A 23,261-nucleotide genomic window follows, 5' to 3' on the forward strand; every position below is an offset into this window, starting at 1 on the left:
GTTATTAGATAGTTTTGGCTATCATGTTCCTTCATGGATATCACCAGTATTAACGATTGGTTGTATTGCATTCTTTTTCTATAAATCAGTGCGCGCCTTGAAAGAAGGATATGTGCCTACTGCTCACCATTGAACGGCTCTGTCCCGAATGTATTGCGTAGCAATATACCATCAAAGAAAGTCAAATGTTATTCAACACTTTCTTTGACTAGTATAGTTTTTGGTGCCATGCTTGTGATTATCCAACCAAATAATAAGCAAGAAAAAAGGAAATTCCAATGGGAATTTTTTCCTTCTTATTAAGAAGTGGGATAATCACGGCACCAAAACCGAGGCGTAAGCCGAGATTCGGGACAGAGCCGGCCTTACGAAATTTATTTCTTATTCTTCATCCTTTCTCTCACTATAACATGATGAGCTTTTAATCTAATAGCATTTATTTTAATAAATCCAATACTGTCTTGTTGATTAAATCCACCTTCAACATTCATGCTGCTGAGTTTCTCATCATATAATGAAGTTGGACTTTCTCTCCCGGTAATTATAACATTCCCTTTGTATAATGTTAATGAAACAGATCCATCAATAAATTCCTGGCTTTTGTTGATAGCAGCTATTAAGAACTCCATTTCTGGACTGAACCAGAATCCATAGTAAACTATTTCAGAGAATTTAGGGGTTAACATATCACGCAAACGCATAACCTCTCTATCCATAGCAATTCCTTCGATATCAAGATGCGCTGCACGCAATATAGTGCCTGCTGGTGTTTCATACACGCCTCGAGATTTAATGCCAACAAACCTGTTTTCAACAATATCTATTCTTCCAATGCCGTTTTCACTGCCGAGTTTGTTAAGATACATAAATATTTCAAGCGGATCTTGTTTTAGAGTATGATCATCTTTGTTTTCAACCTTAACGCAGATGCCGTCTTTGAAATAAAGTATTAGGTGAGTTTCTTTATCTGGAGCTGTCTGAGGCGAGTTTGTTAACTCAAACATTTCTGGATTTGGTGTCAGCTTTGGATCTTCAAGAATCCCTGATTCGTAGCTAATATGCATCAAATTTTCGTCAGTGCTATAGGGTGCATCAACAGTAGCTTTAATAGGAATTCCTTTTTCTTTGGCATAGTTAATAAGATCAACTCTTCCCTGAAATCTTGCAAGAAATTCTTTGTCTTTCCAAGGAGCAATAATTTGTATGTCTGGTTTCAAAGCATAATAGCTTAACTCAAATCTTACTTGATCATTGCCTTTGCCTGTTGCGCCATGGCTGACAAATTGGGCATTTTCTTTTTGTGCAATAGCAATTTGATGTTTTGCAATTAAAGGCCTTGCAAGAGATGTTCCTAGCAAATATCTGCTTTCATAAAGCGCGTTTGCTTTAATTGCAGGAAAAATAAAATCAGTAACAAACTCTTTTTTACAGTCAACAATATACACTTTTGATGCGCCAATAGCTTTGGCTTTACTTTCAACAGCTTTAAAATCTTCACGTTGTCCAATATCAGCAATATAAGCAATAACGTCATATCCTTGATCTATTAACCATTTCAGAATACAAGAGGTATCTAATCCGCCAGAATATGCTAAAACAACTTTTCCTTTACTCATGCAATCACCTTTTTTATCCAAAAAAGTGGTTATTTAAAAAAGTGATGGTTTAAATAAAACAAATTTATTTATTCTGTTTTATTTAAAACAAATTTATTCTACAACCACTTCTTTCCCTAGGCTTTGTCCTGGCATGCCTTTTTCAAAAATAGCGCGAACAGCGCCATTTCTTCCATGCGGTAAAGAAATTTTTCCTTTAATCTGATTGCCAGCTTGTGTTTTAAACACTACAGACTTTCCTAATAAAGAACCAGCTTTTTCAAGATTATGAATTCCATGAAACTGTAAAATCATTTGCCTATGATTCTGTGTATGATGACTTCCTCTAAAGTTTACAATAACGCCTTTCATAATTCCACCTATTATATTACCTCAGAAACATCTTCTAATCTTTTTTCCTGTTCTGGAGTAAGTTCATGAAATAAGTCTCCGCAATCCTTGCAGATCAAAGCTTTTTCAGCTTCACTATATCTCACATTATTCCCTCCACATTCAGGGCATTGTTTGAGTTTCTTTAAATTAACCACATGCTATTGATTTTTGGAACTATTTATAAAGTTTTTGACAAAGTTAATATAGGTTCTGTCCCGAATGTAGTTTTTGGTGCCATGCTGGTGATTATCCAAGAAATAAATAGGTGAGAAAAAAGGAAATTACAATGGGAATTTTTTCCTTGTTATACATAAGTGAGATAATCACGGCACCAAAACCGAGGCTATGCCGAGATTCGGGACAGAACCGTCAATATATAAATGTTTATATAGGTTGCGAGATTTCGCTACTTAATGGAGATTATTTCCAACGATACTAAAGAAAAAATACTTGAAATTGCAGATAGAGCGCGGAACAGTATCAGCAATTTTTGCAGTGAAGAATGTCAGGCATATTGTTGTAGAAAGGGCTATTTAGTGATGAAACCTGATGAAGTTGCAGTTGTTACCCACAACAAAGTTGTTGAGCTGACTAAAGAAGGATTATTAAAACAATTGCCCAATGAGAATTTTTCATTGCATATGAGCAAACGAGAACATGGATGTACAAGTCTGGATAAAAATAATAGATGCACTGTTTATAACAATAAAAAACGACCAAAAACATGCCATGATTTTCCTATTTTTATTCGAGGAAAACAAATATTTTTTTCACCGCGATGCTTGGCAGTAAAGCAAAGAAAATTTTATCCCTTTGAAAAAGAATTTCTTAACATAGGCTGCAGCTTTGTTGAAGAAAATCCCTTTGTAACTGCAGAGATATATGATATCAAGTAAAATACAGAACGGCACAATCCAATTTGTAAGTGATATTGCGAAAAGTGCCACCATCTTTTTTGCGAGGCTTATCTGATGTTTCATCAAATGCTATCCGAGGTTCCAGAGAGGATAGCACAATCGATAACTGCATCTTAAGTCGAGCTGATGGTGGCTGCCGAAGGCATTTTCGCAATATCACTCGTTTTTTGGATTGTGCCTATAGAGCGGCTCTGTAGAAAATCTCGGCATAGCCTCGGTTTTGGCATCAGTTCGGCTTTTCAAGAGTGTATTTTATTGGATTTTTCTCTCTGGCACTCCGAAAAATCCTCGCATATGAACTTTAAGAGCCTCACCAAAAGATGCCAAAAACTACATTTTCTACAGTGCCCTACAGAGCAGAAACTTTATAAAAAGTATCTTAATTGTTCTCAATAGTCGTGAGGTAAAGAGTGAAAGCATGAAAATTAATAATTATATTCTTACTGCAATGATAATAATTCTCATGGTAAGTTTTGCTTCTGTTATTTCTGCTGAAGATAATAGTACAACAGTAAATATTACCACTACAAATACAACTTCAGGTGAAAATAATTCTATACAAGACACTTTCCAAGATAATGCATCCAACACAACGATAGTGGCTGACTATGGAACTATTTCAAATAACATCACTAATACTACTAATACCACTAATACCTCAACTACAACAACACCTATTGAACAAAATAATCAAACAACTAATGAGATGCCTGTTGACATTGAAGGTGTTGACCTTATTAGTATTCTTCCGGATACCTTTAATGTGGGAGACATTCAACTGAGTATAGAATTACAAAATAATGGCACTATTACGTTGAATAATGTTCCTGCACTTGTTTCAGGAAAGGGATTTTCTACGTATAACATCATTTCAATTCCACTGCTTGAACCAAAACAAACAGGTTATGTTATTGTCATGGGTAATTTTAAACAAGGAGGAGAACTTCCTCTAACGATTAAAGTCAATGATTTTACCTTTAAATATAATGTAACCGTTGTCGATTCAAATAAAGCAACAGAAACTGCCCAGGATATTGAGCAAAAAAATGCAAATATTCAAAGTTTAACATCTCAATTACAGGAATTTGAACAAAAATATCGTGATCTTGAACAGCAATTTCATGACAAAAAACGCGATAAATACGATGTAGCAGACATTAACATAGCTGATCTAAAAACCTTTTTAACCAATACGAGAACAGCTCTTTTAACCAATGATATAGTTACTGCAAACGCAAGTTTTGACCTTGTACAAAACGAGTATGCCTATCAAAAAACTAAGCTTGATAAGGCTCAAATTATTGAAGAATCGTTTAGCCAGACCTTGAAAAATAATGCTGTTTTAATCTCATCTATAGCTGGAGCAATTATTATGCTGTTTACGCTGTATGAACTATTAAAAAAGAAAAAAGAAAGCTTGAAGAAAGTGATTGACGTTAATATCAGATTAACGAAAAATCAAAAACAAGAAGAATCAAATAAACTTCTAAAAAAAGGAAAAGAAAAAGCAAAAAAAGAAGAGCATGATGCTGTAGATCCTCGCGAGCTTCAACCTGATGATGATGTACTCGAAGATAAGTCATGAAAGTAATATTTAAATATAGATTACTATTTGAAACTGTTAAAAGTGTGATGTTATCATACTCTAAGTGACAGAAACTCATTATTCATGATAATTATGGTAACAGGTCAAAGATAATGGATCGGAATCTTGCATTAGAAATGGTTCGTGTAACAGAAGCTGCTGCTCTTTCTTGCGCTCAATGGTATGGAAAAGGAGATAAATACAAAGCAGATGAAGCTGCTGTTGAAGCTATGAAAAAGCGCTTTGATAATGTTGATTTTGATGGAACCGTAGTTATTGGCGAAGGTGAGATTGATCAAGCGCCTATGCTTTATAATGGTGAAAAGGTTGGTTCTGGAAAAGGCGACAAAATTGATTTAGCTATTGATCCATTGGAATGCACTGATAGTGTTGCAAAAGGATTGCTCAATGCCCTTTCAGTAATTGCCCTTAGCCCTCAAGGAGGCTTACTTTCCCTGCCAGACATGTATATGGATAAGATTGCTGTCGGGCCAAAAGCAGCAGGGAAAATAAATATACATAATTCTGTTGAAGAAAATATTAAGATTGTAGCAAAAGCGCTAAACAAAAATGTTGAAGAAGTTACTGTTGTTATTTTGGATAGGACTCGGCATGATAACATCGTTGCAGAGATTAGGAAAACAGGTGCAAGAATAAGATTTATTACTGATGGAGATGTTTCTGGAGCTATTGCGCCATCATATGAGGATTCAGGAATAGATTTATTGCTAGGGATAGGAAAATCTACTGAAGCTGTATTAGCAGCATCAGCGATCAGATGTTTAGGCGGAGAAATTCAAGCAATACTTATGCCAAAAGATGATCAAGAAAAACAAAGATTAAAAGAGATGGGAATTAATGATTTAAGTTTTGTGTACCACACTAATGATTTAGCTAAAAGCGAACATTGTATGTTTGTTGCTACAGGAGTTAGCGACGGTCCGTTATTAAGAGGAGTGCAGTTTACTGCCAAAGGCGCTATGACGCATTCTGTTGTCATGCGCGCTAAAACAGGAACTATCAGATTTATAGAAGCACATCATTTTCATCAGAGGTGAATATATGCAAAAAATAAATTATCAGGATTTCAAGCAAGTTCAGGAATTACATCATATGCTTCAAGAGATTGCTAGTTTTGATGCTCAAGGAAAAGTAGTAAAGATCAATAATGAGCAGAAATTACAAGAAGAGATTATCTGGCAACTCCAGTATACTGCTTCAGTTCACGAAAATCCAGAAATTAAAAAAGAAGCAATCAATATTATTAATGCAATTGCGTATCATTTAAAATTAGAACCGAGTTCTAATTATGTTTATTATGGAGAAAAAGCTGAGGGCAAAAATCTGTTTGCCACAACACCAGCAATCAACTGCAGAATGCTCACGTTCCATACTGTTCGAGCTGCATTGCTTGCCTATCAACAATTAAAACTTCCTCATATTGTATTTGAACTTGCATTATCTGAGCAAGGTTATACTGGACAAAAGATAGATGAATATGCAAGTCTTGTTAAAGCTGCATACATCTCATGCGGATTTAAAAATACAAAAATATATCTGCAAGGCGACCATTACCAAGCTGATCCTAAAAAATATGCGGAAAATCCTGAACAAGAGATCCAACGGATCAAAGAGGTCATCAAGAGTTCAATTGAACAAGGAGTTTACAACATTGATATTGATACGTCTAAATTTGAAACTGCTGATCCGAACAAAACGCCAAAAGAAAATCAAGCAATGAATGCAAAGCTTACTGCTGAATTTCTTTATTATATCAGATCTCTTGAAAAAGAGATGATATTTCCTTGCATCATAAGTGTTGGTGGAGAAGTTGGCGAGGTTGGCAGTTTAAACACTAAATTTCCTGAGGTTAATGGATATCTCGCATTGTTGTATGAAGAAATGTTCCAGCAGATTAAAAAAGATCCTAAAAAGAACATAGTTCTGAGTGGTTTTAAGGGATTAAGCAAAGTAAGCATCAATGTTGGCTCTGCTCATGGCGGACAATTAGGACCAGATGGAAAACCGCTTGATAATGTACCATTGGATTTCCAGGCGCATCATGATTTATTTATGCAAGGCAAAGACCCGTTTAATCCTGGAAAGCATATTGTTACAGTCCAGCATGGCGCTTCAACATTGCCAAAACATTATTTTGCATTATTTCCAGCTATGCATGTTGGTGAAATTCACCTTGCAACAGGATTCCAAAATATTACTTGGGATGTTATTGAACAGCATGAGCCTGAATTGCACAAGCGCATGAAAAAAATGGTATTTGAAAAATTTGCTGATAAAGTTAAATCCCATCCTACTGAAGCTGTTGGTTTTAACAAAGAACGAAAACATATTACTCAATTCTTTAAAAAAGAATTGCTTACGATGAAGCCAAAAACACTTGAAGCGCTTGAGCTTGCATTAAGTAAAGAGTTTACTGACATTATGCATTCATTGTATGTATTATTGCTGCCAAAACAAGCAAATTGTTAGAAAACGGTGAGAGTTATGATTAAAGTTGCTATTGTTGGATATGGGACTATTGGAAAACGTGTTGCTGATGCAGTCAAAGCGCAAGACGATATGGAACTTGTTGGTGTAACCGTAAACTCCTTTAATTACCGTGTATTAGCAGCAGTGCATAAAAAAATTCCTTTGTTTGCTGTTGGTGATAAACAGCCATTTCTTGATAATGGCATTAAAATTGCCGGAAATATGCAGGATTTATTGCAGCAATGCAACGTTGTTGTTGACTGCACTCCTAAAAAAGTTGGCGCAGCAAATAAATTAATATATGATGAATATCCTATTCGAGCAATTTACCAAGGTGGAGAAAAATCCCATGTTGGTGATGTGTCATTTGTTAGCCAAGCTAATTATGATAAAGCTTGGGGAAAAAAACATGTCCGTGTTGTCAGTTGCAACACCACAGGTTTAAGCAGAACATTGCATAGTCTTGATAAGATGTTTGGTGTAGAAAGCTGCCGTGCTACTTTAATCAGAAGGGCAGTAGATGCAAATGATGTAGATACTGGGCCAATTAATGCAATTGTGCCGGATATGAAAATGCCTTCTCATCATGGTCCTGATGTCAACACGGTTTTGCCGCACATTAATATATTTACCAATGCAGTTATTGTGCCAACGACTTTGATGCATGTTCATGCAGTGCAAATTTATCTGAAATCACCTGCTTCGCGGGAAGATGTTATTGAATTATTTAGGCATCAGCCTCGGATAAGAATAGTTTCAGGAAAAGCAAAGTTTGATTCTACTGCCGCAATTATGGAGTACGCTAAAGATTCAAATCTTTGGCATCACGATATGATGGATGTTTGCATTTGGGATGAATGTTTGTATGTTAAAGGCAATGAAGTAAGCTTGTTTCAGGCAGTGCATCAGGAGAGTATTGTCGTACCTGAAAATATTGATGCTATTCGCGCAGTGATGGAAGCATGCAGTCAAGAAGAGAGTATTGCTAAGACCGATAAACTATTAGGATTAATAAAATGAGACGCATACAAGATTTCAATTTTACCCATAAAAAAGTATTAGTTCGTGTGGATTTTAATGTGCCATTAACACAGGATGGTAACGTGTATAATAATAAGCGAATTCTCGAAGCTTTGCCAACGATACAGTACCTCCTTGAACAAGATGCAAGCATAGTATTAATGAGTCATCTTGGCAGGCCGGAGGGAAAGATTGTCGAGAGCTTGCGTTTAAATCCAGTTGCCAAGGAGTTGTCATTATTGTTAGGCCAGGAAGTAATAAAACTTAATGAGGTTATTGGTCAAGAAGCAGAAGTAATGAAGAAGAATCTTAAACCTGGCTGTATTGTTATGCTTGAAAATATTCGTTTTTATCCTGAAGAAGAGAAGAATGATGATGTTTTTGGTCAGAAATTAGCAGAAGGTTTTGACTGCTATGTTAATGAAGGTTTTTCTGTCAGCCATAGAGCGCATGCGTCGTTATGTGCAATCCAAGAATACCTCCCAAGCTTTTCCGGCTTTGCTCTGCAAAAAGAACTTGATATGCTGAGTATTAATAATTTTGTCGGCAAAACAGTTGCTCTTGTTGGGGGAGCAAAATTGTCAACAAAGATTCCAATTATTGAAAATCTTGTTAAGCGTGTTGATTATGTATTAATCGGAGGAGCTATGGTATTCACTTTTTTGAAAGCTCTTGGTTATTATGTAGGAAAATCACTTGTTGAAGATAAACAGCTTGAAATAGCGCGTGAATTATTAAACACCAGAAAAATAGTTCTTGCTACTGATTTAGTGGTCGCAAACTCTCCAAACGCTGAACATGTTGATATTGTAAAAAGCGACTGCATTCCTGATGATCAAATGGGTTTGGATATTGGGCCTGAAACATTAGAATTATTTAAACATTATATGAATGAAGCAGAAACTATTATCTGGAATGGGCCAATGGGGTATTATGAAAACGAAAAATTCTTGTATGGAACATTGGATATTATTCGATACCTAGCAGCAACAAAAGCTCGCGTTATTGTTGGCGGTGGAGATAGTTCTGGATTTGTCAGCAAATTTGGTTTAGAAAAGAAATTCTTCCATGTCTCAACTGGCGGTGGAGCAAGTTTGCAGCTGCTTTCCGGTCAAGATATGCCAGGAATAAGTGCATTGGAAGAGAACGAGAAGAGGTTTCCTTTAGTCGAGAAAGTGATAGTTTAATTGTTTAAACAAATTATTTAATTTTTTTCAACAAAATCACATCAACATACTACTTCTTGTTCATGTTTCTTAGCCATCTTTTTTAATATTCTATTAAATATATCCATCAATAATTGAACATCATCTCTTTTCATATTTAATTTGTATAGTTGTGTTTTACCAACAGTTCTTGTAGGAATAATTATTTGATGTTTAACTAATTCTTCCATGGTGTTGTAAGCAGTTGCTTTATTTAATCCTGTTTCTTGGATTATATCACTCATAGCAAAATCTAATTCTCTCATTTCTAAAAAAAACTCTAAAATTCTATTCCTAGGTGTTGCACCAAATAATTCACAAAAGTAACCATATTCTCCATTCTTCATACTCTCAAAATCTCCCATCTTACTCACCTCTTTTGAAAATAAATTAAAAACTTAAAATTAACTATTCGATCTCATGTAAAATCTCACCTAATTTTTCTGGATTTAAACTAACATGCCATTCGCCAGTGGATTTCTTGCGAAGAATCCATTCATTTTTAATGCATGTTTCCCAATCTTCATAAACAAGCTTCTGAGCATCACGTGGTAGATATTTCATACATTTAAGACAATTCTTTTCTTCAGTATGTCTGCCACCAATGCGCTTTTGGTTGAATAATCTTCTCAAAATTGCTTTAATTTCCACTGTTTTCAAATCATCACTCTCCTTATTACTATGAACATGCTTCTTACTAACTAGTATCATGAGCAAGTATTTAAATATTCTCTTTTTTTAAACAGTTAGTACAAATTATTAGATTTCAGAATATTATTGTTCTTTCTTCGACAAAAAGTAAACTCCTACAAACAATAACAGAATACCACTTATCTGCATAATTGTCGATCGCTCACCCAACACAAAGAAACTTAAAAACACTGCAAAAAATGGTGTTGATAATTCAAGAGCTGAAACTTGCGCTGCCTTTATTCGTTTTAACCCTTCGTAATAAAGAATCGCGCCAATTCCCACAATTATGCCAACTGCTATTTGATACAAGGTAGGTAACGAGATTGATGATTTCAATAAAAGGTACACCACAAAAACAACTGCCGAAATACCATAGCGATAAAAAGTAACAACACCTGCATGAGCGTGTTTGAGATATTTCCTCATAACAATAGCAGTTGTCGTCCATGCTAAGGTTGCAAGCACTACAAGAAAGTCACCCCATGACCCTAATTTAAGTTGCATTAAATTATTCATATTCTGCGTAGTAACTAATAGTCCTGCGACCATCATAATAATAATACCAAAATAGTCATATTTGTTTAATTTGTCTTCTTTCAAAACAAAATAACCAAGAAGAACAATGAATATTGGTTGCATATGCCCTATAAGTACTGCATTGACTACAGGAATTTTTGTTAAAGCATAGAAGTAAAGCAAATCTGCGATAAGTGTACCAAATAATGCTAAATAACACAGATAAGAAAATTCTTTGAGATTTACTTTAAAATTATTTTTATTAGTAACTACGATATAACATGCTGCGACCAAACCAACGATTATTGCCCTTATGGTTGAAGTTTGAAGAAAATCTGCGCTAGCATAGGCAAGCTTTGCAAAAATTGGCTCTAATGCCCACATTAAGCTTGCGCCTAATATTGCTAATACTCCAATAGTCTTAGTGTCCATGAAAAGGATGTTAAAGAATATATTTAAAAATTGATTGCTTTTATTTGAACTATGAAACAAATCAAAAACATGAATTATAAAGTACATGTGCTTGTCTGTGTTAATAAACGTGAAAATTCACCAACGCCCTGCTGTGCTGATGTTCATGGTCAAGAAATTTATGACCAGATAAAAAAATTTGTTAAAGATCAGGGTTTAACAGGGATTGTTTGGGTAACCAGAACACGTTGTTTGGGATTTTGCAATACGCAGGGTACAACCGTTGTTTTTTATCCTGAAAGAGTGTGGCTGACTGAAGTAAAGCTTAATGAAGTACCGAAATTAATTGAATATATTACTTTAAGGGCTCTGTAGAAAATGTAGTTTTTGGCATCTTTTTGTGAGGCTCTTCAAGTTTACGTGTGGGGATTTTTCGGAGTGCCAGAGAGAAAAATCCAATAAAATAAATCCATCAAAAGCCGAACTGATGCCAAAACCGAGGCTATGCCGAGATTTTCCACAGAGCCTACTTTAAGAATAAATTTAAATAGTTAAGTAATTCTTTATACTTTATGAAGCAAAAATATACTATCATTATTGAAAAAGACGAAGACGGATGGTTAGTATCAGAAGTAGTTGAATTACCAGGTTGCCATACTCAAGCAAAAACAATGGATCAACTTATTCAAAGAACAAAAGAAGCAATACAAGCATATTTAGAATCTGAAGAAAATGATGAAGATGTACCTCCTCAGTTTATAGGAGTTCAACAAATTGAAGTATAGGGGTGTGTTTTTTGCCAAAATTGCCTAAATTCACTGGCAAAGAATTTTCTAAAATTGTTGTAAAATTAGGTTTTGTTTATGATCCTACGAAAGGTAGCCATATGATCTTTAAACATGAAGATGGAAGAAGAACAACTATTCCACATCATGCTGGCGAAGAACTTGGGCCAGGATTATTAAATAAGATAATTAAGCATGATTTAGGATTAACAAGAGAAGAATTTTTAAGATTATTAAAATAAAAATAGTAAACGAGAATAGAAATAATGAACCTCATCAACATCCGTAAAACCTGCAATAAATGCGGCAGAGAAAGTAAGGAAGTATTCTGTGATAGTTGTTTTGTTAAAGTATTTGAAAAAAGAATTAGAAAACATCTCCAACGGCAATTGCCTTTTAAAACATTGAAAAATATCACGGTAACTGATCGAATATGCGAATACCTTATCAAGAAGATAATAACAGCGCCGATTAAAATAACTTACCAACCATTATCTAACACAATAAAAACAAAAATATCTAAAACTAATCTTATTATTGTTGCTTCAACTACTGATGACGCTGTTGAAAGCTTGCTTGGCTATTATTTTACCGGTAAACAAATTAAAAGTAAATATAATCTTAAAACTAAAAGTAATTTATTTCCTTTGCTTGAACCAGTCACTAATGAAGAACTCAAAAGATTTTGCCAGCTTAAGAAATTACCGTATCTTAAAAAACAAAGTGATATCGGCAGATTATTATCGCAGTTAGAAGCAAAATATCCAGGCACAAAGCACGCATTATATAGCACTCTTCAGGAGTTAAGGAAGGGTTCTGGTAAAAATCTTTCAGGTTTTAGCGCCGGTTCAGCTTTTCAATGATATTTCAATTGGATTTTTCTCTCTGGCACTCCGAAAAATCCCCGATGTAAGCATAGAAGAGCTTCACAAAATAGGCGCTAAAACTATACGAATCAAAGAAAGTGTTTGATAACATTTGACTTTCTTTGATGGTATATTGCTACACAATACATTTTCACCGAAGCCTAGGGAATCATAAGTTTTATAAATAACGTTTTCTCAGAAAGCGTATGGCTGAACGTGTACCATTTAGCTCATTACCCCAGCAAATTCTGTTTAAAGGGATATTTGATTTTGATGCGTTATATAAACAAGTGTATGACTGGCTCACGTTCAGGGGATTTCAGCTTCATGAAACTAAATTTAAGAAAAAGGCTAAGGAATACGGATTAGAGATTGAAGTTAATTGGGATGCCTGGATGAAGATGAATGAGATGGTTATGAACAAGTATAATCTTCATTTTCATATATGGGATGCAACCTATATTGATGTTGTACATGATGGAGAAAAAAAGAAGCTTATGAAAGCAAGAATTTTTGTCAGAATTGAGCGAAGAATAGATTTTGATTACAGAGGTACGTTTCAAGGTTCACTTCTTAAAAAGAAACTTTGGGAATTCCTGGTAAAATATGTATATAAGATGTATTTTGATGCATTTTGGGAAGATAAATTAAGATTTAAAGCATATCAACTGGCAAATGTAGTAAAAGAAGCATTAGATATGCAGACTAAAGGTAATGAACACTGGGATGTTTGGTAAAGGGTGTTATAAATGTCAGAACGAAGAATTGTTGTTGATACCTTACGGTTAAATTATCAAGGATTGTTTAATCTCAATGAACTGTATCTTGTTATTGATAAATGGTTTAGGGAAAGAGGTTGGGATAAATACGAGCGGAAGAACTATGAACAAGTGTTTAAAGATGGCAGGCAAATAGAAATAGAAATTGAACCATGGAAAAAAACAAGCGATTATGCAAGAGGCTGCATTAAAGTAAATATGATTTTTTCTGGCATTAAAGATGTTGTTGTTAAACGAGAGGGTTATAATGTTAAAATGAACCAGGGTAAAGTGCTTATGACATTTATGGGGTATTTAGATACAGATTACGAAGAACGTTGGGAGTCAAAAGCATTCTTGTTTTTCTTAAGAACGTTGTTTGACATGTATATTTATAAAATCCATACGAATAAGTTTGAATCGTATGTAGCAGATGAAACAACCCATTTGTATAATACGATTAAATCATATCTCAATATGCAGAAGTTTATGTAATATCATGCATAACATTTATATATATCCTCAAGGTTTTTTAACATAATCACTCACCTTTACTCAGGTGTCCTATTATATATATGGGGTTGTGGTGTAGCTTGGTCCAGCGTAAATCCTGGATTTACTGGGATTACTGGGAGTAATCTATCATCAGAGGTTTGGGACCTTTGGACCCCGGTTCAAAAGGGTTAGCGGTAAAGCAGCTCATGAAATTCCGGGCAACCCCATTTATAATGAGCAGATATGAAGCAAATTGGAGCAAATATAGTCTGGAGATGTATGATGCATGGCAAGGCAATCTAAATTAACATCAACAAAACGATTTGGGCCGCGGTATGGGATTACGGTAAAACAACGTTTTGATCAAATTGAACAGCTTCAAAAAAAAGCATATCAATGTACTTCTTGCAAAAAAATGAAAGTAAAACGCTTAGCATTAGGAATATGGCAATGCCAGGGATGTCATATGAAATTTGCCGGCAAAGCATATTCTTTTGGAACTGAAGCTGTATTGCAAACTCATGAACAAGAAGAATTCAAATTAACCTTAACGCCAAAGCATGCTGAAGATCAGGAAGCAACTGATGAGGCAGTAGTTGGTGAAGAAGAAACCAATGAATCAAGGGAGCAGCAAGAGTCAGAATCTGAAGATGAATTTGAATCTGAAGATGAATCTCAAGAACAATCAGAAAACGAGATTAACCGGTAAATACCGTAAATTATACTTACAATTATACAACTTATGGCGAGGTTATTATCATGGAATATCGATGTTTTAATTGCAACAAATCAATTTCCTCAGAAAATCTTCGAAAAAGAATTCGATGTCTTTATTGCGGCAGTAAAATGTTATTTAAGCCACGCACTACCGTGACTAAAATTAAGGCAGTTTAAGTTTACTATGAGTTATGAATTTACTATGAAATATGAAGCACTCATAAAAGCATATACTGATAACCATGACCTTTATGTACTATTACTTCCTGAGTTGAAAAATGCTCAATGGGAGCGAAGTTCATACACTATTACTCAAAAAAAAGGTTATGTTGAAATAGCAATAAGTGCGCGTGATTCAGTTGCTTTGCGCGCAACGCAAAATAATGTCACCAAATTATTAACAGTCTATGAAAAGCTGGAGGCGCAGCATGGCAACACAAGAAGAAAATCTTCAAAAACTTCAGATGCATGAGCAAAATTTGCAGCAGACTATTATGCAGAAGCAGCAGTTTCAGACGCAGTTATTAGAAGCAGAATCTGCATTATCAGAATTAGAAAAAACAGATGTTGCGTATAAAATTATTGGCAACATAATGGTTGCTTCTTCAAAAAAAGATCTTATGGCTTCATTAAAAGAGAAGAAAGAAATGTATGAATTAAGGGTTAAATCAGTTGAAAAGCAGGAAAATAAGCTTAAAGAACAAGCTCAAGCTTTGCGCCAAGAAATCATGCAGCAAATGAAGAAAGAAGATTAGTTTTGATTAATTTTGCAAACAAACGCACAGGTTGAGATTATGAGTGAAGACAAATTACAAAATATAGTTCAGGCATTGCAGGAATTGCTTGAAGACAAGTCAGTTCCTAAAAATGTCAAGCAACGAATTGAAAATTCTATTAGTTTTCTTAAAACACAGGGTGAAATATCGCTTAAAGTGAATAGAGCATTAAGCGAATTAGATCAAGTATCAGATGATTCTAATATGCAGCCCTATACACGAACACAGATTTGGAATATTGTTTCTTTGTTAGAGATGATGTAAGTATAAGAAAACTTATTACTTAATTACTACTAACGTGCTTTTTCCGTCTCATTCGCCTGATTTTCTGATTAGTTATCATACTATTGGGAATATATAGTATATCATCATTAGGTGTCATTACTTTTGTTTCCAATAATTCTACTTGCAGAACTTTGCCTTTAACTGAACCGAGTTCAATCAAGTCATTTTCTTGAATAAGTTTTTTTTTTGCTATAATCAACCCGCTAATCAAATTAGGAATGAAGTCTTTAACACTTAATACAACTGAGATAAGAATGATAAATAAAATGAGCATCCCTAAAGTTTGTACAATAATAGTCGTAAGCTCCAATATATCTAAGGCAAATATAATTGAAATAAAGAAAATACCATAGGTAACAAGAGTTCCGATAAATTCTTCAAATCTTATTCTTAATCCTGTAATCTTTTTAATCAATTTATTTAATTCTAATTCATAAAGCACTTTTTGAAGAACATTTCCTATAATTTTGCCGATGATTAAACCAATCAATAATACTACTACTGCAGTTATAATTTTCGTAAAAACTGGTTTAATAATCTCACTGATATAATGCAGTTTATCAGTTGTTGTTAATAAGGTTTCTGTAGGCTCGGGCATATGGGGAAAATATTTTATTGGTTTATAAAGTTTATCAGAGCCTAGGCTTCATCCAAAAAATGGCTGCCGCCAGGTTAGCGCCTTCGAAACTTCGCTTATTTCAATCGCATAATCGGTCACGCTCCGAAGGAGCCAACCCTCTGACCTCTTTAAACCGTTACTGTGAAGAGTTTCGACCTGAGGGCGCTAACCTTATTTTTGGATGAAGCCCAGAGCCTATAAAATAGATATATATTAATAATAGATATTGTGTTATTAATAGCATGATTAATCCTGCAAAACCATTATTCTGTTGGGGACCAATAGATGGAAAGCCTTTTTTTACCCATATTTGGTGGTATGGCATAAAGGGGTTTAACCAGGAGTTTTATGGTTGGCCTGATATACTTGAAGCAGTTTATCAGGAAAAACTTTATTTCTTCTGTGATTTAAAAAAACTGCAGCAACAAGGCAAGAATAATTTTGTTAAATTTATTCTTAACAGAGATCAGCGAGAAAAAGCATGGATAAGATGGGAAAATGTTGTAAAAAAGCTCAGTAATTTTTTCAATAATATAACTCAAAATAAATTAAAAAATTGCAGCACTATGCTCCTTGCTGAAAAATATGAACAGTTTATTGAACTAAAATCAGAATTCTGGACCATTGGTTTACTCCCTGAAGTTGCAAATCTTGGAAGTGATAGTTACCTGCAAAAGAAACTAGAAAAAACATTTCCAAGTAAAGATGTTGCTAAAACTATGGAAGCATTATGTACTTCTGAGAAGCTAACTTTTTATCAGCATGCTGAACTTGAATTATTAGAAATAAAAAAATTGCAAGGAAATAAAACTATATTTAATAAAAAATTACATAAACACCAGATAAAATACCATTGGCTATTAAATAGTTACTATGGAAGCAAACAATTATCAATTAACTATTTCAAAGAAGAATTAGGTAAGATTTCTATAAAAGAAGCTCAAGAAAAGATACGAGATTTAAAGCAATACACTGAGAACGTTAAAAAGAAACAAAAGAAAATAATTATGTATTATAAACTAAGCAAAGAACTAGTTACTATTGGTCAGCTTATTGGATTTTGCGCATGGTGGCATTACGAGAGGAAAAAATATATTCTTCAAGCTATTTATTATTTTACCTTGTTTTTAAGAGAAATTGAAAAGAGAAAACAAATTTGTTATGATGATCTTTGTTATTATACCATTCATGCCAAAGAAAATAAAGAAGAACTCTTTACTGGTAAAAAAGCGTTAGCTATACTTAATCCTTTTCTTAATAATCAATTTGATAAGGATGCAAAAGAATTTAAAGGAATTGTCGCAAGTGAAGGTAAAAAAATAAAAGGTAATGTAAGAATTCTTCATTCTGCTGAAGAAATAAAAACAATGAAGGATGGCGAGATACTTGTTTCTCCTATGACGAGTCCTGATTTCATTATAGCGATGAAAAAAGCAAAAGCTATTATTACAGATTATGGGAGTTTAACAAGCCATGCAGCAGTTGTCAGCAGAGAATTAGGGATTCCTTGTATAGTCTATACAAAAATTGCCACTAAGGTTTTAAAAACAGGCGATAGTGTTGAGGTTGATACAAGTACAGGAATTGTTAGAAAGATAACGTAATTGTTTAATATTATTAACAGAATTATAATTGCTTGACCAAATGCCCAAACTTATCTTTGCCGATGGTCAAAATAAAACCTGCTAACTGCGGTCCTCGATCTTTGTTGATGATTACTTTATAAGCATCTTGAAAGAATTGCTTTGGTTCAAGCTGCAATGATTTGCAAATATCATAAAATGCAGTATGAAGATCTTTATCATTGATCTTTTTCTGTTTCTCAAGCAATGCAGCAACTTCCTGCAATGCTTTTTTTGAAAGATGATCTACTTTAACCTGCACTGAATCCTGCACTTGAAATTTATAGTCATCACTTGCATAATTGTCAACCCATTGTTGCGCATCATGCAAACGCTGTGTCACGTAATGCAAATCAGTGCCAGTTATTTTAGGCGGTAGATAATCCAGTTTTTTCAAAATCTCAAGAGCTTTTTCTTCAGATAAACCAATTTGAATTACTGCTGCTGCAAATTTGAAGGGAATTTGAATAGGCATTTTGCTTGGCACGGGTCCGATATGAGAAAGCTCGTAAATACGCTGATGCATAAGCTTTTCTTTTTCATTAGCTTCTTCTTTGCCAAAATAAATCCTTTCAGTTTGATCAAACCGGTCAAATAAGAAAATCATATCGTTATCCCTATTAGGGTCAAAATCAATAACAGCATTAGGCCGTGATCTGATTAATAAAAATCTCACCATGTGCGGTGGCAGAACTGTAGTCATATCTTTAAAAGGAACACCCTGACCTTTTGAGGTTGACATTTTTTTGCCGCCAATATTAAAAAATTCATATCCTTTCCCTGTTTCTGTTGAAGTAGATGGATAAGGAGGCGGGTAATGCAAGACTTCATGGCAAATAGCAACTGCAATAGTTCGTGAGCCATTTTTAGTGAAGTGGTCTTTTCCTGCCAACTCGCAAACAACTCCTTTGCTTGGCCATTTAGCTGCCCATTCTACTTTCCACGGTAGTTTTCCATTGCCATTGTAAGGAGAAACCTGGCCTTTATAGCCGCAGCCATTAGTGTATTTGATATTCTTGCATTCGTAGCTGACTACTTCTTTTACAGGATCCCATGCAGAGGTAAGTGTTGTTGCAATCTTGCCGCATTTTTCACAGATAGCATTAAACGGAATTTTTTTTGCAGCATCAACATCTTCACCGTAATAGCGTATAAAAATATCTTGAATTTGTTTATAATTATCTAATGATTTTTTGATAGCAGCATTAAAAGTTCCTTTTTCATATTCTGCGCCGGTGCTTTCAAGCTCTGCATGAATACCAAGTTCTTCAAATTTTTCAACACATTGATAAAAATAATAATCGCCGAAACTTTCATAACCTTCAACAGGGCTGGGAATATTTCTAAAGGGCATTCCTAAATATTTGTCCCATGCAGGACCAAGTTCTTTATTTGGTTTATCATAGGGATCAATATCATCAGAACTTAACACAAACCTTGCTTTTAAACCTCTTTTCTGGAGAGATTTTGCAATAGCATCATGTATAATCCATCCTCTTCCTGAGCCAACATGAATAACACCAGAAGGAGTTTTCTCATCATAAATAAAATAACCATTTTTTTTAACAAGAGGTTGAAGTTCCTTATGTCGAGCAACATGCTCTTCAACCATTAATGCAATTTGATCTGCCCAATGAAGATGAGTGTTATCATCTTTCTCATCATCTGAAGTATGGCTGCTTTTCTTCTTTTCTTTATCTTCCATCTTAGCATGAGATAGAATATGTTTTATAAATGTTTTTCTTATTTTGGCTCTGTCCCGAATGAAGTTTTTGGTGCCATGCTGGTGATTATCTTTCTAATTAATACGTGGGAAAAAAGGAAATTCCAATGGGAATTTTTTCCTTCTTATCAACATGCGAGATAATCACGGCACCAAAACCGAGGCGTAAGCCGAGATTCGGGACAGAGCCTCTTATTTTTTATTATTTATTCAATCCATCTTCCCTCTTCAAATACTCTGGTAGTCCCAATAGTTATAGTATCAGCTTTGCAGAAAATATCAACATGGTATTTTTGATAAACTGTTTTTGGAAATTTTTTTCGATACATAGCATGCTTTAAACCAAGAGAAAAATGTACGCCAGCATATCGCTCAAATGCTGTTGGTTCATCAATGCGTTTATCAAATCCAAGAGCTTTGTTTAATCCAAATCCAATTTCACGAATTTGCACTTTTCCCATCTCTTCGCTTTTAATTAAATTAAGAATATCATCAAATTCTTTTGGTCCATGATGGGAAACAAGACAGCCGTCTTTAATAGTTACCATAAAAGGCTCTGTCCATGTTGTAAGGTGATTGCTGTTTGGAAATCCGAAAACAATAACAGAGCCATTAATCTTATCTAATTGTTGCGCTTCAGTGAATATCTCTCCAATAGGAAATCCTCCTGCGGGAATTAATTGCTGGTAAAATTCGCCGGTATTTTTGACTGGTTCTTCATAAGGTGAATTAATCGTAAGTATAGGGTTTTCTTTATCTCTGTTACTTTCTCCGCAAGTTTCAGAAGCAATAGTGATGTTGGTACTGTTTTTAAGTAATTGTTCTATTTTATTGCACATGCGCGTATAATACGGAGTGTTATACTCTAATGCATTAATATATGTTTCAATTTGGTCTTCTTTATTGTGCTGCAAACGCGCATGCTCTATAACCATATGCCCTTTTCTAAACAAATCTGCTCTTAGTCTGTCTTTGGTTATTCTAAATGACAAGCTTTGCACTAAAATCACTAGTGATTTTTTTGGTAGTTGGTCGAAAATAGCAAGAATACTTTCAGCTGCTATTTTATCGTAATTAATGATCTGATGTTGATAATGAGCTATTGCCTCTTTATAGCCATCTGCCAATATCTTGGCAAGCTTGCATTGTTCATCATAAACTAATAAAATGGTGGTGTCTTTGCTTATTTGGAAGTTTTTTTCGATGATTGCTGGTAAATGTTGTTTAAGATTCGTTGTTATTTGCCGAGGCATATAACTAAGAAAGGTGTATTATTTAAAAAAGTTTATAATCATCTTTATTAATTATTCTTTATTCCTTGTTAATATGGGGATGTCGCTTGACCAAATAGGTACAGAATGCGCAGTAGCAGCAGTGCATTTATATGATCATTCTGCAAATGTATTTCCTTGTTTATACAATATGCTCCTTTCTCAATGCAATAGGTTTAATATGTCGGTAGGAGTGGCAGTTTATGCTGATGAACGAAGCAATAGATCACCATTATATGTTGAAAAACATGCAGGTGATATTGTTCAAGGATTTGGACATCCGGATAGTAAACGACTAAGAGGTTCACGGAATAGAATAGTTGGTTATTCAGGAATTGCTCATGGAAGATATGCAACCTCTCAGGCAAATCAAAAATTAAGTGGAACAGAATTAGAAGCATTAGCGCATCCTTATGAACAGCAATCTTCACGTGATATTGGCAGAAACTTTGCTATTGCATTTAATGGTAATATTATCAATGCAGAAGAGTTAATTGCTAAACAAGTAAGAAAAGGAAGAGTTTTCACCACACATACTGATGGTGAATTGATAAAAATAGTGGTCAATGATCTTCTTCATGAGTATCGTCATGCAACTATTGATGATTATTGTTTCATATTTAAGGAACTGAGCGATGTGCTTGACGGCGCTTACTGTATTGTATTTAATGACGCTGAAGGAAGAACTATAGCAGTCCGTGATCCTTATGGATTTAGACCGTTATGTTATGCACAAGATAATCGCGGCATATTTATTGCATCAGAATCAACTGCATTGCTTGATCTTGGGTTTACTAAACGAGGAAATTATCATGATATACTTCCGGGACAAATGGTTATGGTCGAGAAAGATGGTACTATGCATGGTCCTGTTGCCTATACTCAACCTAAAGAATTTCGCACCTGTCTATTTGAACATGTTTATTTTGCAAATGTTACCTCGATACAGGATGGAGTTTCTGTGCAAGAGTTTAGGATAAAAGCGGGAGAAGCGTTGGGAAGAAGAGAACCATTAACGTTTACCGATAACCACGTTATAACTATTATCCCTGAAACTCCACGTGCTTATCTTGATGGTTATATGAAATTACTCCATGAGCAAGGAAACTATGCTCGTGTTGTTGAAGTTCTTATCAGAAAAGGAGACTACCGAAGTTTTCTCCATGATGATCCAAATGGAAGACATATACGTGTCAGAGAAAAATTCAGAATAACACCTGGGATTGTTGATGGTTTAGATGTTGTTGCATTAGATGATAGTATAGTGCGCGGCAATACAACCAAAGAAGTGATACAATATATTAAGGAAGTAGGTGGTGCAAGAAGTGTTCATGTTCGCACAGGTTATGATATTAATAGAAATCCTTGTTGGATGGGCATAGCTATGTCAACCTTTGAAGAACTTCTTGCATTTTCACATCCAAGACCAGAACAAATTGCCCAAGCTATTGGCGCTGAGAGTGTTGTATTTAATGATATTGGCGAACTTATAGCTATTGCTAAAAGCCTTGATCCACAGCAGAAAGTAGGATTTTGTACTGCATGCACAACAGGAGAATATCCAACACCAGCTGGTCAAGCAAGATTTGCGATTGAAACAGAAAGATTAGGGATTGGAAGATTGAGATAATTAGTGATTGAGAACTTTGCAAAATTATGGTTACTGCCTATTTTGTGAGCATTTTCGAAATACTTATCGGGCAATTTTCGGAGTTCCAGAGAGAAAATTGCTTTGTTTAACAAAGATCTCAATGCGAACTGGCAGTAACCCGAGCTTTGCCCAAATAAAGGTATAAAATATACCAAAAAATTTAAATATTAATGGTACATTTTATACCTTATGGGAAGCATATTTGAACATAAACGAAGGATAAAAGAACATCTTGAACAGATACAAGATGCCATTGATAAAGGAATAGAACAACGTCCAGTAACTATTGGTTTTCATTGTAGTGCATGCAGCGTTGAGATTCTAGAGTTATACCTGCATAAAATAAACCTCCTCACCACAGGGAAAATGCTTAAACATACATGGTTTGAACGACCAAAGTTAGGACAGAAGATTCCACCATTTATAGAACGAAAGATGGCTGTTTATTTTGAAGGAAAAGAAGAAATTTACGATTATTTGTACACTATTGAGGAGCAGAGAGACACCTTAATTTACGGAAAATGTTCTAAAAGTCAGATTCAACTAGTACTGGATAATTTTCTTACCGTAAAACAGATTCTTAGTAAAAGATTAGAAGAAATAGGTGATTCTCTTGAATAAAGAGATTCTCATAGGCTATGCTTATGTTTACTTAAGCTATCTTTTCAGAGATAGTGATATTAAATCAAGTATCAAACGAATATTTCTTTTTGGTTCTGTTGCCAGAGGTGACTTTGATAGAGATAGTGATGTTGATCTGTTTATAGATGTGGATGAGAAAGATGAAAAGAATATAACAAAAGCAGCTGAAAGAGCATTAAAAAAGTTTTATTCCATTGAAGGTGATAAATGGCGCTTACGAGAAGTT

The 23,261-nt window shown here is 34.5% G+C and carries 29 protein-coding genes and 1 tRNA gene; 21 read left to right on the top strand and 9 right to left on the bottom strand.

Translation table 11 applies throughout. From position 1 onward, the window contains the following. Window positions 1–374: 374 nt before the first annotated feature. The 3 genes from HYY69_08390 to HYY69_08400 form a co-directional block, all read right to left on the bottom strand. Window positions 375–1,616 carry an argininosuccinate synthase gene (locus HYY69_08390; GenBank protein ID MBI3033467.1) on the bottom strand — a complete coding sequence of 414 codons (1,242 nt, stop codon included), beginning with the start codon at window positions 1,614–1,616 and terminating at the stop codon, window positions 375–377. A 93-nt stretch (window positions 1,617–1,709) separates the two neighbouring features. Beyond that, window positions 1,710–1,967, bottom strand: coding sequence for a 50S ribosomal protein L35ae (locus tag HYY69_08395; protein MBI3033468.1), 258 nt, complete (start codon window positions 1,965–1,967; stop codon window positions 1,710–1,712). A gap of 11 nt (window positions 1,968–1,978) precedes the next feature. Continuing rightward, window positions 1,979–2,143, bottom strand: a complete 165-nt coding sequence (locus tag HYY69_08400) for a hypothetical protein (GenBank protein MBI3033469.1) — start codon at window positions 2,141–2,143, stop codon at window positions 1,979–1,981. A 258-nt stretch (window positions 2,144–2,401) separates the two neighbouring features. On the opposite strand from HYY69_08400, the gene HYY69_08405 reads away from it, so the two are divergent. The 6 genes from HYY69_08405 to HYY69_08430 all read left to right on the top strand — a co-directional run bounded on the left by HYY69_08405 (window position 2,402) and on the right by HYY69_08430 (window position 9,187). Next, window positions 2,402–2,884 (top strand): hypothetical protein, encoded by a 483-nt coding sequence (locus HYY69_08405; protein MBI3033470.1) that lies wholly within the window; start codon window positions 2,402–2,404, stop codon window positions 2,882–2,884. Window positions 2,885–3,323: 439 nt separating this feature from the next. After that, a complete protein-coding gene (locus tag HYY69_08410) occupies window positions 3,324–4,490 on the top strand; it encodes a hypothetical protein (GenBank protein ID MBI3033471.1) in 1,167 nt (388 codons plus the stop codon). Between the two features lie 113 nt (window positions 4,491–4,603). Next, entirely contained in the window at window positions 4,604–5,548 is a 945-nt protein-coding gene (gene glpX, locus HYY69_08415) for a class II fructose-bisphosphatase (protein ID MBI3033472.1), read from the top strand. 4 nt (window positions 5,549–5,552) lie between these two features. After that, window positions 5,553–6,980, top strand: coding sequence for a class II fructose-bisphosphate aldolase (locus tag HYY69_08420; protein MBI3033473.1), 1,428 nt, complete (start codon window positions 5,553–5,555; stop codon window positions 6,978–6,980). A 15-nt stretch (window positions 6,981–6,995) separates the two neighbouring features. Further along, window positions 6,996–8,000, top strand: a complete 1,005-nt coding sequence (locus tag HYY69_08425; GenBank protein ID MBI3033474.1) for a type II glyceraldehyde-3-phosphate dehydrogenase — start codon at window positions 6,996–6,998, stop codon at window positions 7,998–8,000. Next, window positions 7,997–9,187 carry a phosphoglycerate kinase gene (locus tag HYY69_08430; protein ID MBI3033475.1) on the top strand — a complete coding sequence of 397 codons (1,191 nt, stop codon included), beginning with the start codon at window positions 7,997–7,999 and terminating at the stop codon, window positions 9,185–9,187. The genes HYY69_08425 and HYY69_08430 overlap by 4 nt, the downstream gene beginning before the upstream one ends. 41 nt (window positions 9,188–9,228) lie before the next feature. Here the strand turns inward: HYY69_08430 and HYY69_08435 are convergent, their stop codons facing one another. The 3 genes from HYY69_08435 to HYY69_08445 form a co-directional block, all read right to left on the bottom strand. Beyond that, the gene (locus tag HYY69_08435; protein ID MBI3033476.1) at window positions 9,229–9,570 is read right to left on the bottom strand and encodes a hypothetical protein; all 342 of its coding nucleotides are present in this window, start codon (window positions 9,568–9,570) and stop codon (window positions 9,229–9,231) included. 43 nt (window positions 9,571–9,613) lie between these two features. Further along, complete coding sequence (locus HYY69_08440) at window positions 9,614–9,916, bottom strand: hypothetical protein (protein ID MBI3033477.1); 303 nt, start codon at window positions 9,914–9,916, stop codon at window positions 9,614–9,616. Window positions 9,917–9,979: 63 nt separating this feature from the next. Next, window positions 9,980–10,846 carry a DMT family transporter gene (locus HYY69_08445; protein ID MBI3033478.1) on the bottom strand — a complete coding sequence of 289 codons (867 nt, stop codon included), beginning with the start codon at window positions 10,844–10,846 and terminating at the stop codon, window positions 9,980–9,982. 51 nt (window positions 10,847–10,897) lie between these two features. Between HYY69_08445 and HYY69_08450 the strand changes: the two genes are divergently transcribed. The 11 genes from HYY69_08450 to HYY69_08500 all read left to right on the top strand — a co-directional run bounded on the left by HYY69_08450 (window position 10,898) and on the right by HYY69_08500 (window position 15,486). Next, entirely contained in the window at window positions 10,898–11,200 is a 303-nt protein-coding gene (locus HYY69_08450) for a (2Fe-2S) ferredoxin domain-containing protein (protein MBI3033479.1), read from the top strand. Window positions 11,201–11,397: 197 nt separating this feature from the next. Beyond that, window positions 11,398–11,610 carry a type II toxin-antitoxin system HicB family antitoxin gene (locus HYY69_08455; protein ID MBI3033480.1) on the top strand — a complete coding sequence of 71 codons (213 nt, stop codon included), beginning with the start codon at window positions 11,398–11,400 and terminating at the stop codon, window positions 11,608–11,610. An 11-nt stretch (window positions 11,611–11,621) separates the two neighbouring features. After that, on the top strand, window positions 11,622–11,852 hold the full coding sequence (locus HYY69_08460; protein ID MBI3033481.1) for a type II toxin-antitoxin system HicA family toxin: 231 nt from the start codon (window positions 11,622–11,624) through the stop codon (window positions 11,850–11,852). 24 nt (window positions 11,853–11,876) lie between these two features. Further along, window positions 11,877–12,473, top strand: coding sequence for a hypothetical protein (locus HYY69_08465; GenBank protein MBI3033482.1), 597 nt, complete (start codon window positions 11,877–11,879; stop codon window positions 12,471–12,473). Window positions 12,474–12,682: 209 nt separating this feature from the next. After that, complete coding sequence (locus tag HYY69_08470; GenBank protein ID MBI3033483.1) at window positions 12,683–13,213, top strand: hypothetical protein; 531 nt, start codon at window positions 12,683–12,685, stop codon at window positions 13,211–13,213. Between the two features lie 12 nt (window positions 13,214–13,225). Next, window positions 13,226–13,729 carry a hypothetical protein gene (locus HYY69_08475; GenBank protein MBI3033484.1) on the top strand — a complete coding sequence of 168 codons (504 nt, stop codon included), beginning with the start codon at window positions 13,226–13,228 and terminating at the stop codon, window positions 13,727–13,729. An 82-nt stretch (window positions 13,730–13,811) separates the two neighbouring features. Further along, window positions 13,812–13,956: transfer RNA gene (locus tag HYY69_08480), tRNA-Pro, on the top strand. A gap of 59 nt (window positions 13,957–14,015) precedes the next feature. Continuing rightward, the gene (locus tag HYY69_08485; protein MBI3033485.1) at window positions 14,016–14,438 is read left to right on the top strand and encodes a 50S ribosomal protein L37ae; all 423 of its coding nucleotides are present in this window, start codon (window positions 14,016–14,018) and stop codon (window positions 14,436–14,438) included. Between the two features lie 192 nt (window positions 14,439–14,630). Then, on the top strand, window positions 14,631–14,918 hold the full coding sequence (locus tag HYY69_08490) for a hypothetical protein (GenBank protein MBI3033486.1): 288 nt from the start codon (window positions 14,631–14,633) through the stop codon (window positions 14,916–14,918). Then, on the top strand, window positions 14,875–15,201 hold the full coding sequence (locus HYY69_08495) for a prefoldin subunit beta (protein MBI3033487.1): 327 nt from the start codon (window positions 14,875–14,877) through the stop codon (window positions 15,199–15,201). The genes HYY69_08490 and HYY69_08495 overlap by 44 nt, the downstream gene beginning before the upstream one ends. A gap of 39 nt (window positions 15,202–15,240) precedes the next feature. Then, on the top strand, window positions 15,241–15,486 hold the full coding sequence (locus tag HYY69_08500; protein MBI3033488.1) for a UPF0147 family protein: 246 nt from the start codon (window positions 15,241–15,243) through the stop codon (window positions 15,484–15,486). Window positions 15,487–15,505: 19 nt separating this feature from the next. Here the strand turns inward: HYY69_08500 and HYY69_08505 are convergent, their stop codons facing one another. Next, window positions 15,506–16,105 (bottom strand): mechanosensitive ion channel, encoded by a 600-nt coding sequence (locus tag HYY69_08505; GenBank protein ID MBI3033489.1) that lies wholly within the window; start codon window positions 16,103–16,105, stop codon window positions 15,506–15,508. A gap of 263 nt (window positions 16,106–16,368) precedes the next feature. On the opposite strand from HYY69_08505, the gene HYY69_08510 reads away from it, so the two are divergent. Then, entirely contained in the window at window positions 16,369–17,730 is a 1,362-nt protein-coding gene (locus HYY69_08510; protein MBI3033490.1) for a hypothetical protein, read from the top strand. A 22-nt stretch (window positions 17,731–17,752) separates the two neighbouring features. Here the strand turns inward: HYY69_08510 and lysS are convergent, their stop codons facing one another. Further along, window positions 17,753–19,453, bottom strand: a complete 1,701-nt coding sequence (gene lysS / locus HYY69_08515) for a lysine--tRNA ligase (GenBank protein MBI3033491.1) — start codon at window positions 19,451–19,453, stop codon at window positions 17,753–17,755. Between the two features lie 224 nt (window positions 19,454–19,677). Next, on the bottom strand, window positions 19,678–20,724 hold the full coding sequence (locus HYY69_08520; GenBank protein MBI3033492.1) for a hypothetical protein: 1,047 nt from the start codon (window positions 20,722–20,724) through the stop codon (window positions 19,678–19,680). Window positions 20,725–20,803: 79 nt separating this feature from the next. Here HYY69_08520 and HYY69_08525 point away from each other — a divergent pair, with 79 nt between their 5' ends. From HYY69_08525 to HYY69_08535, 3 genes are all read left to right on the top strand, one after another. Beyond that, window positions 20,804–22,372, top strand: a complete 1,569-nt coding sequence (locus HYY69_08525; GenBank protein ID MBI3033493.1) for a hypothetical protein — start codon at window positions 20,804–20,806, stop codon at window positions 22,370–22,372. Window positions 22,373–22,582: 210 nt separating this feature from the next. Beyond that, on the top strand, window positions 22,583–23,014 hold the full coding sequence (locus HYY69_08530) for a hypothetical protein (protein ID MBI3033494.1): 432 nt from the start codon (window positions 22,583–22,585) through the stop codon (window positions 23,012–23,014). Further along, window positions 22,998–23,261: nucleotidyltransferase domain-containing protein (locus HYY69_08535; protein ID MBI3033495.1), on the top strand; the 264-nt coding region annotated here is incomplete at its 3' end. The genes HYY69_08530 and HYY69_08535, both read left to right, overlap by 17 nt.

The sequence above is a fragment of the Candidatus Woesearchaeota archaeon genome, assembly GCA_016192995.1.
Classification (GTDB): Archaea; Nanobdellota; Nanobdellia; order Woesearchaeales; family DSVV01; genus JACPTB01.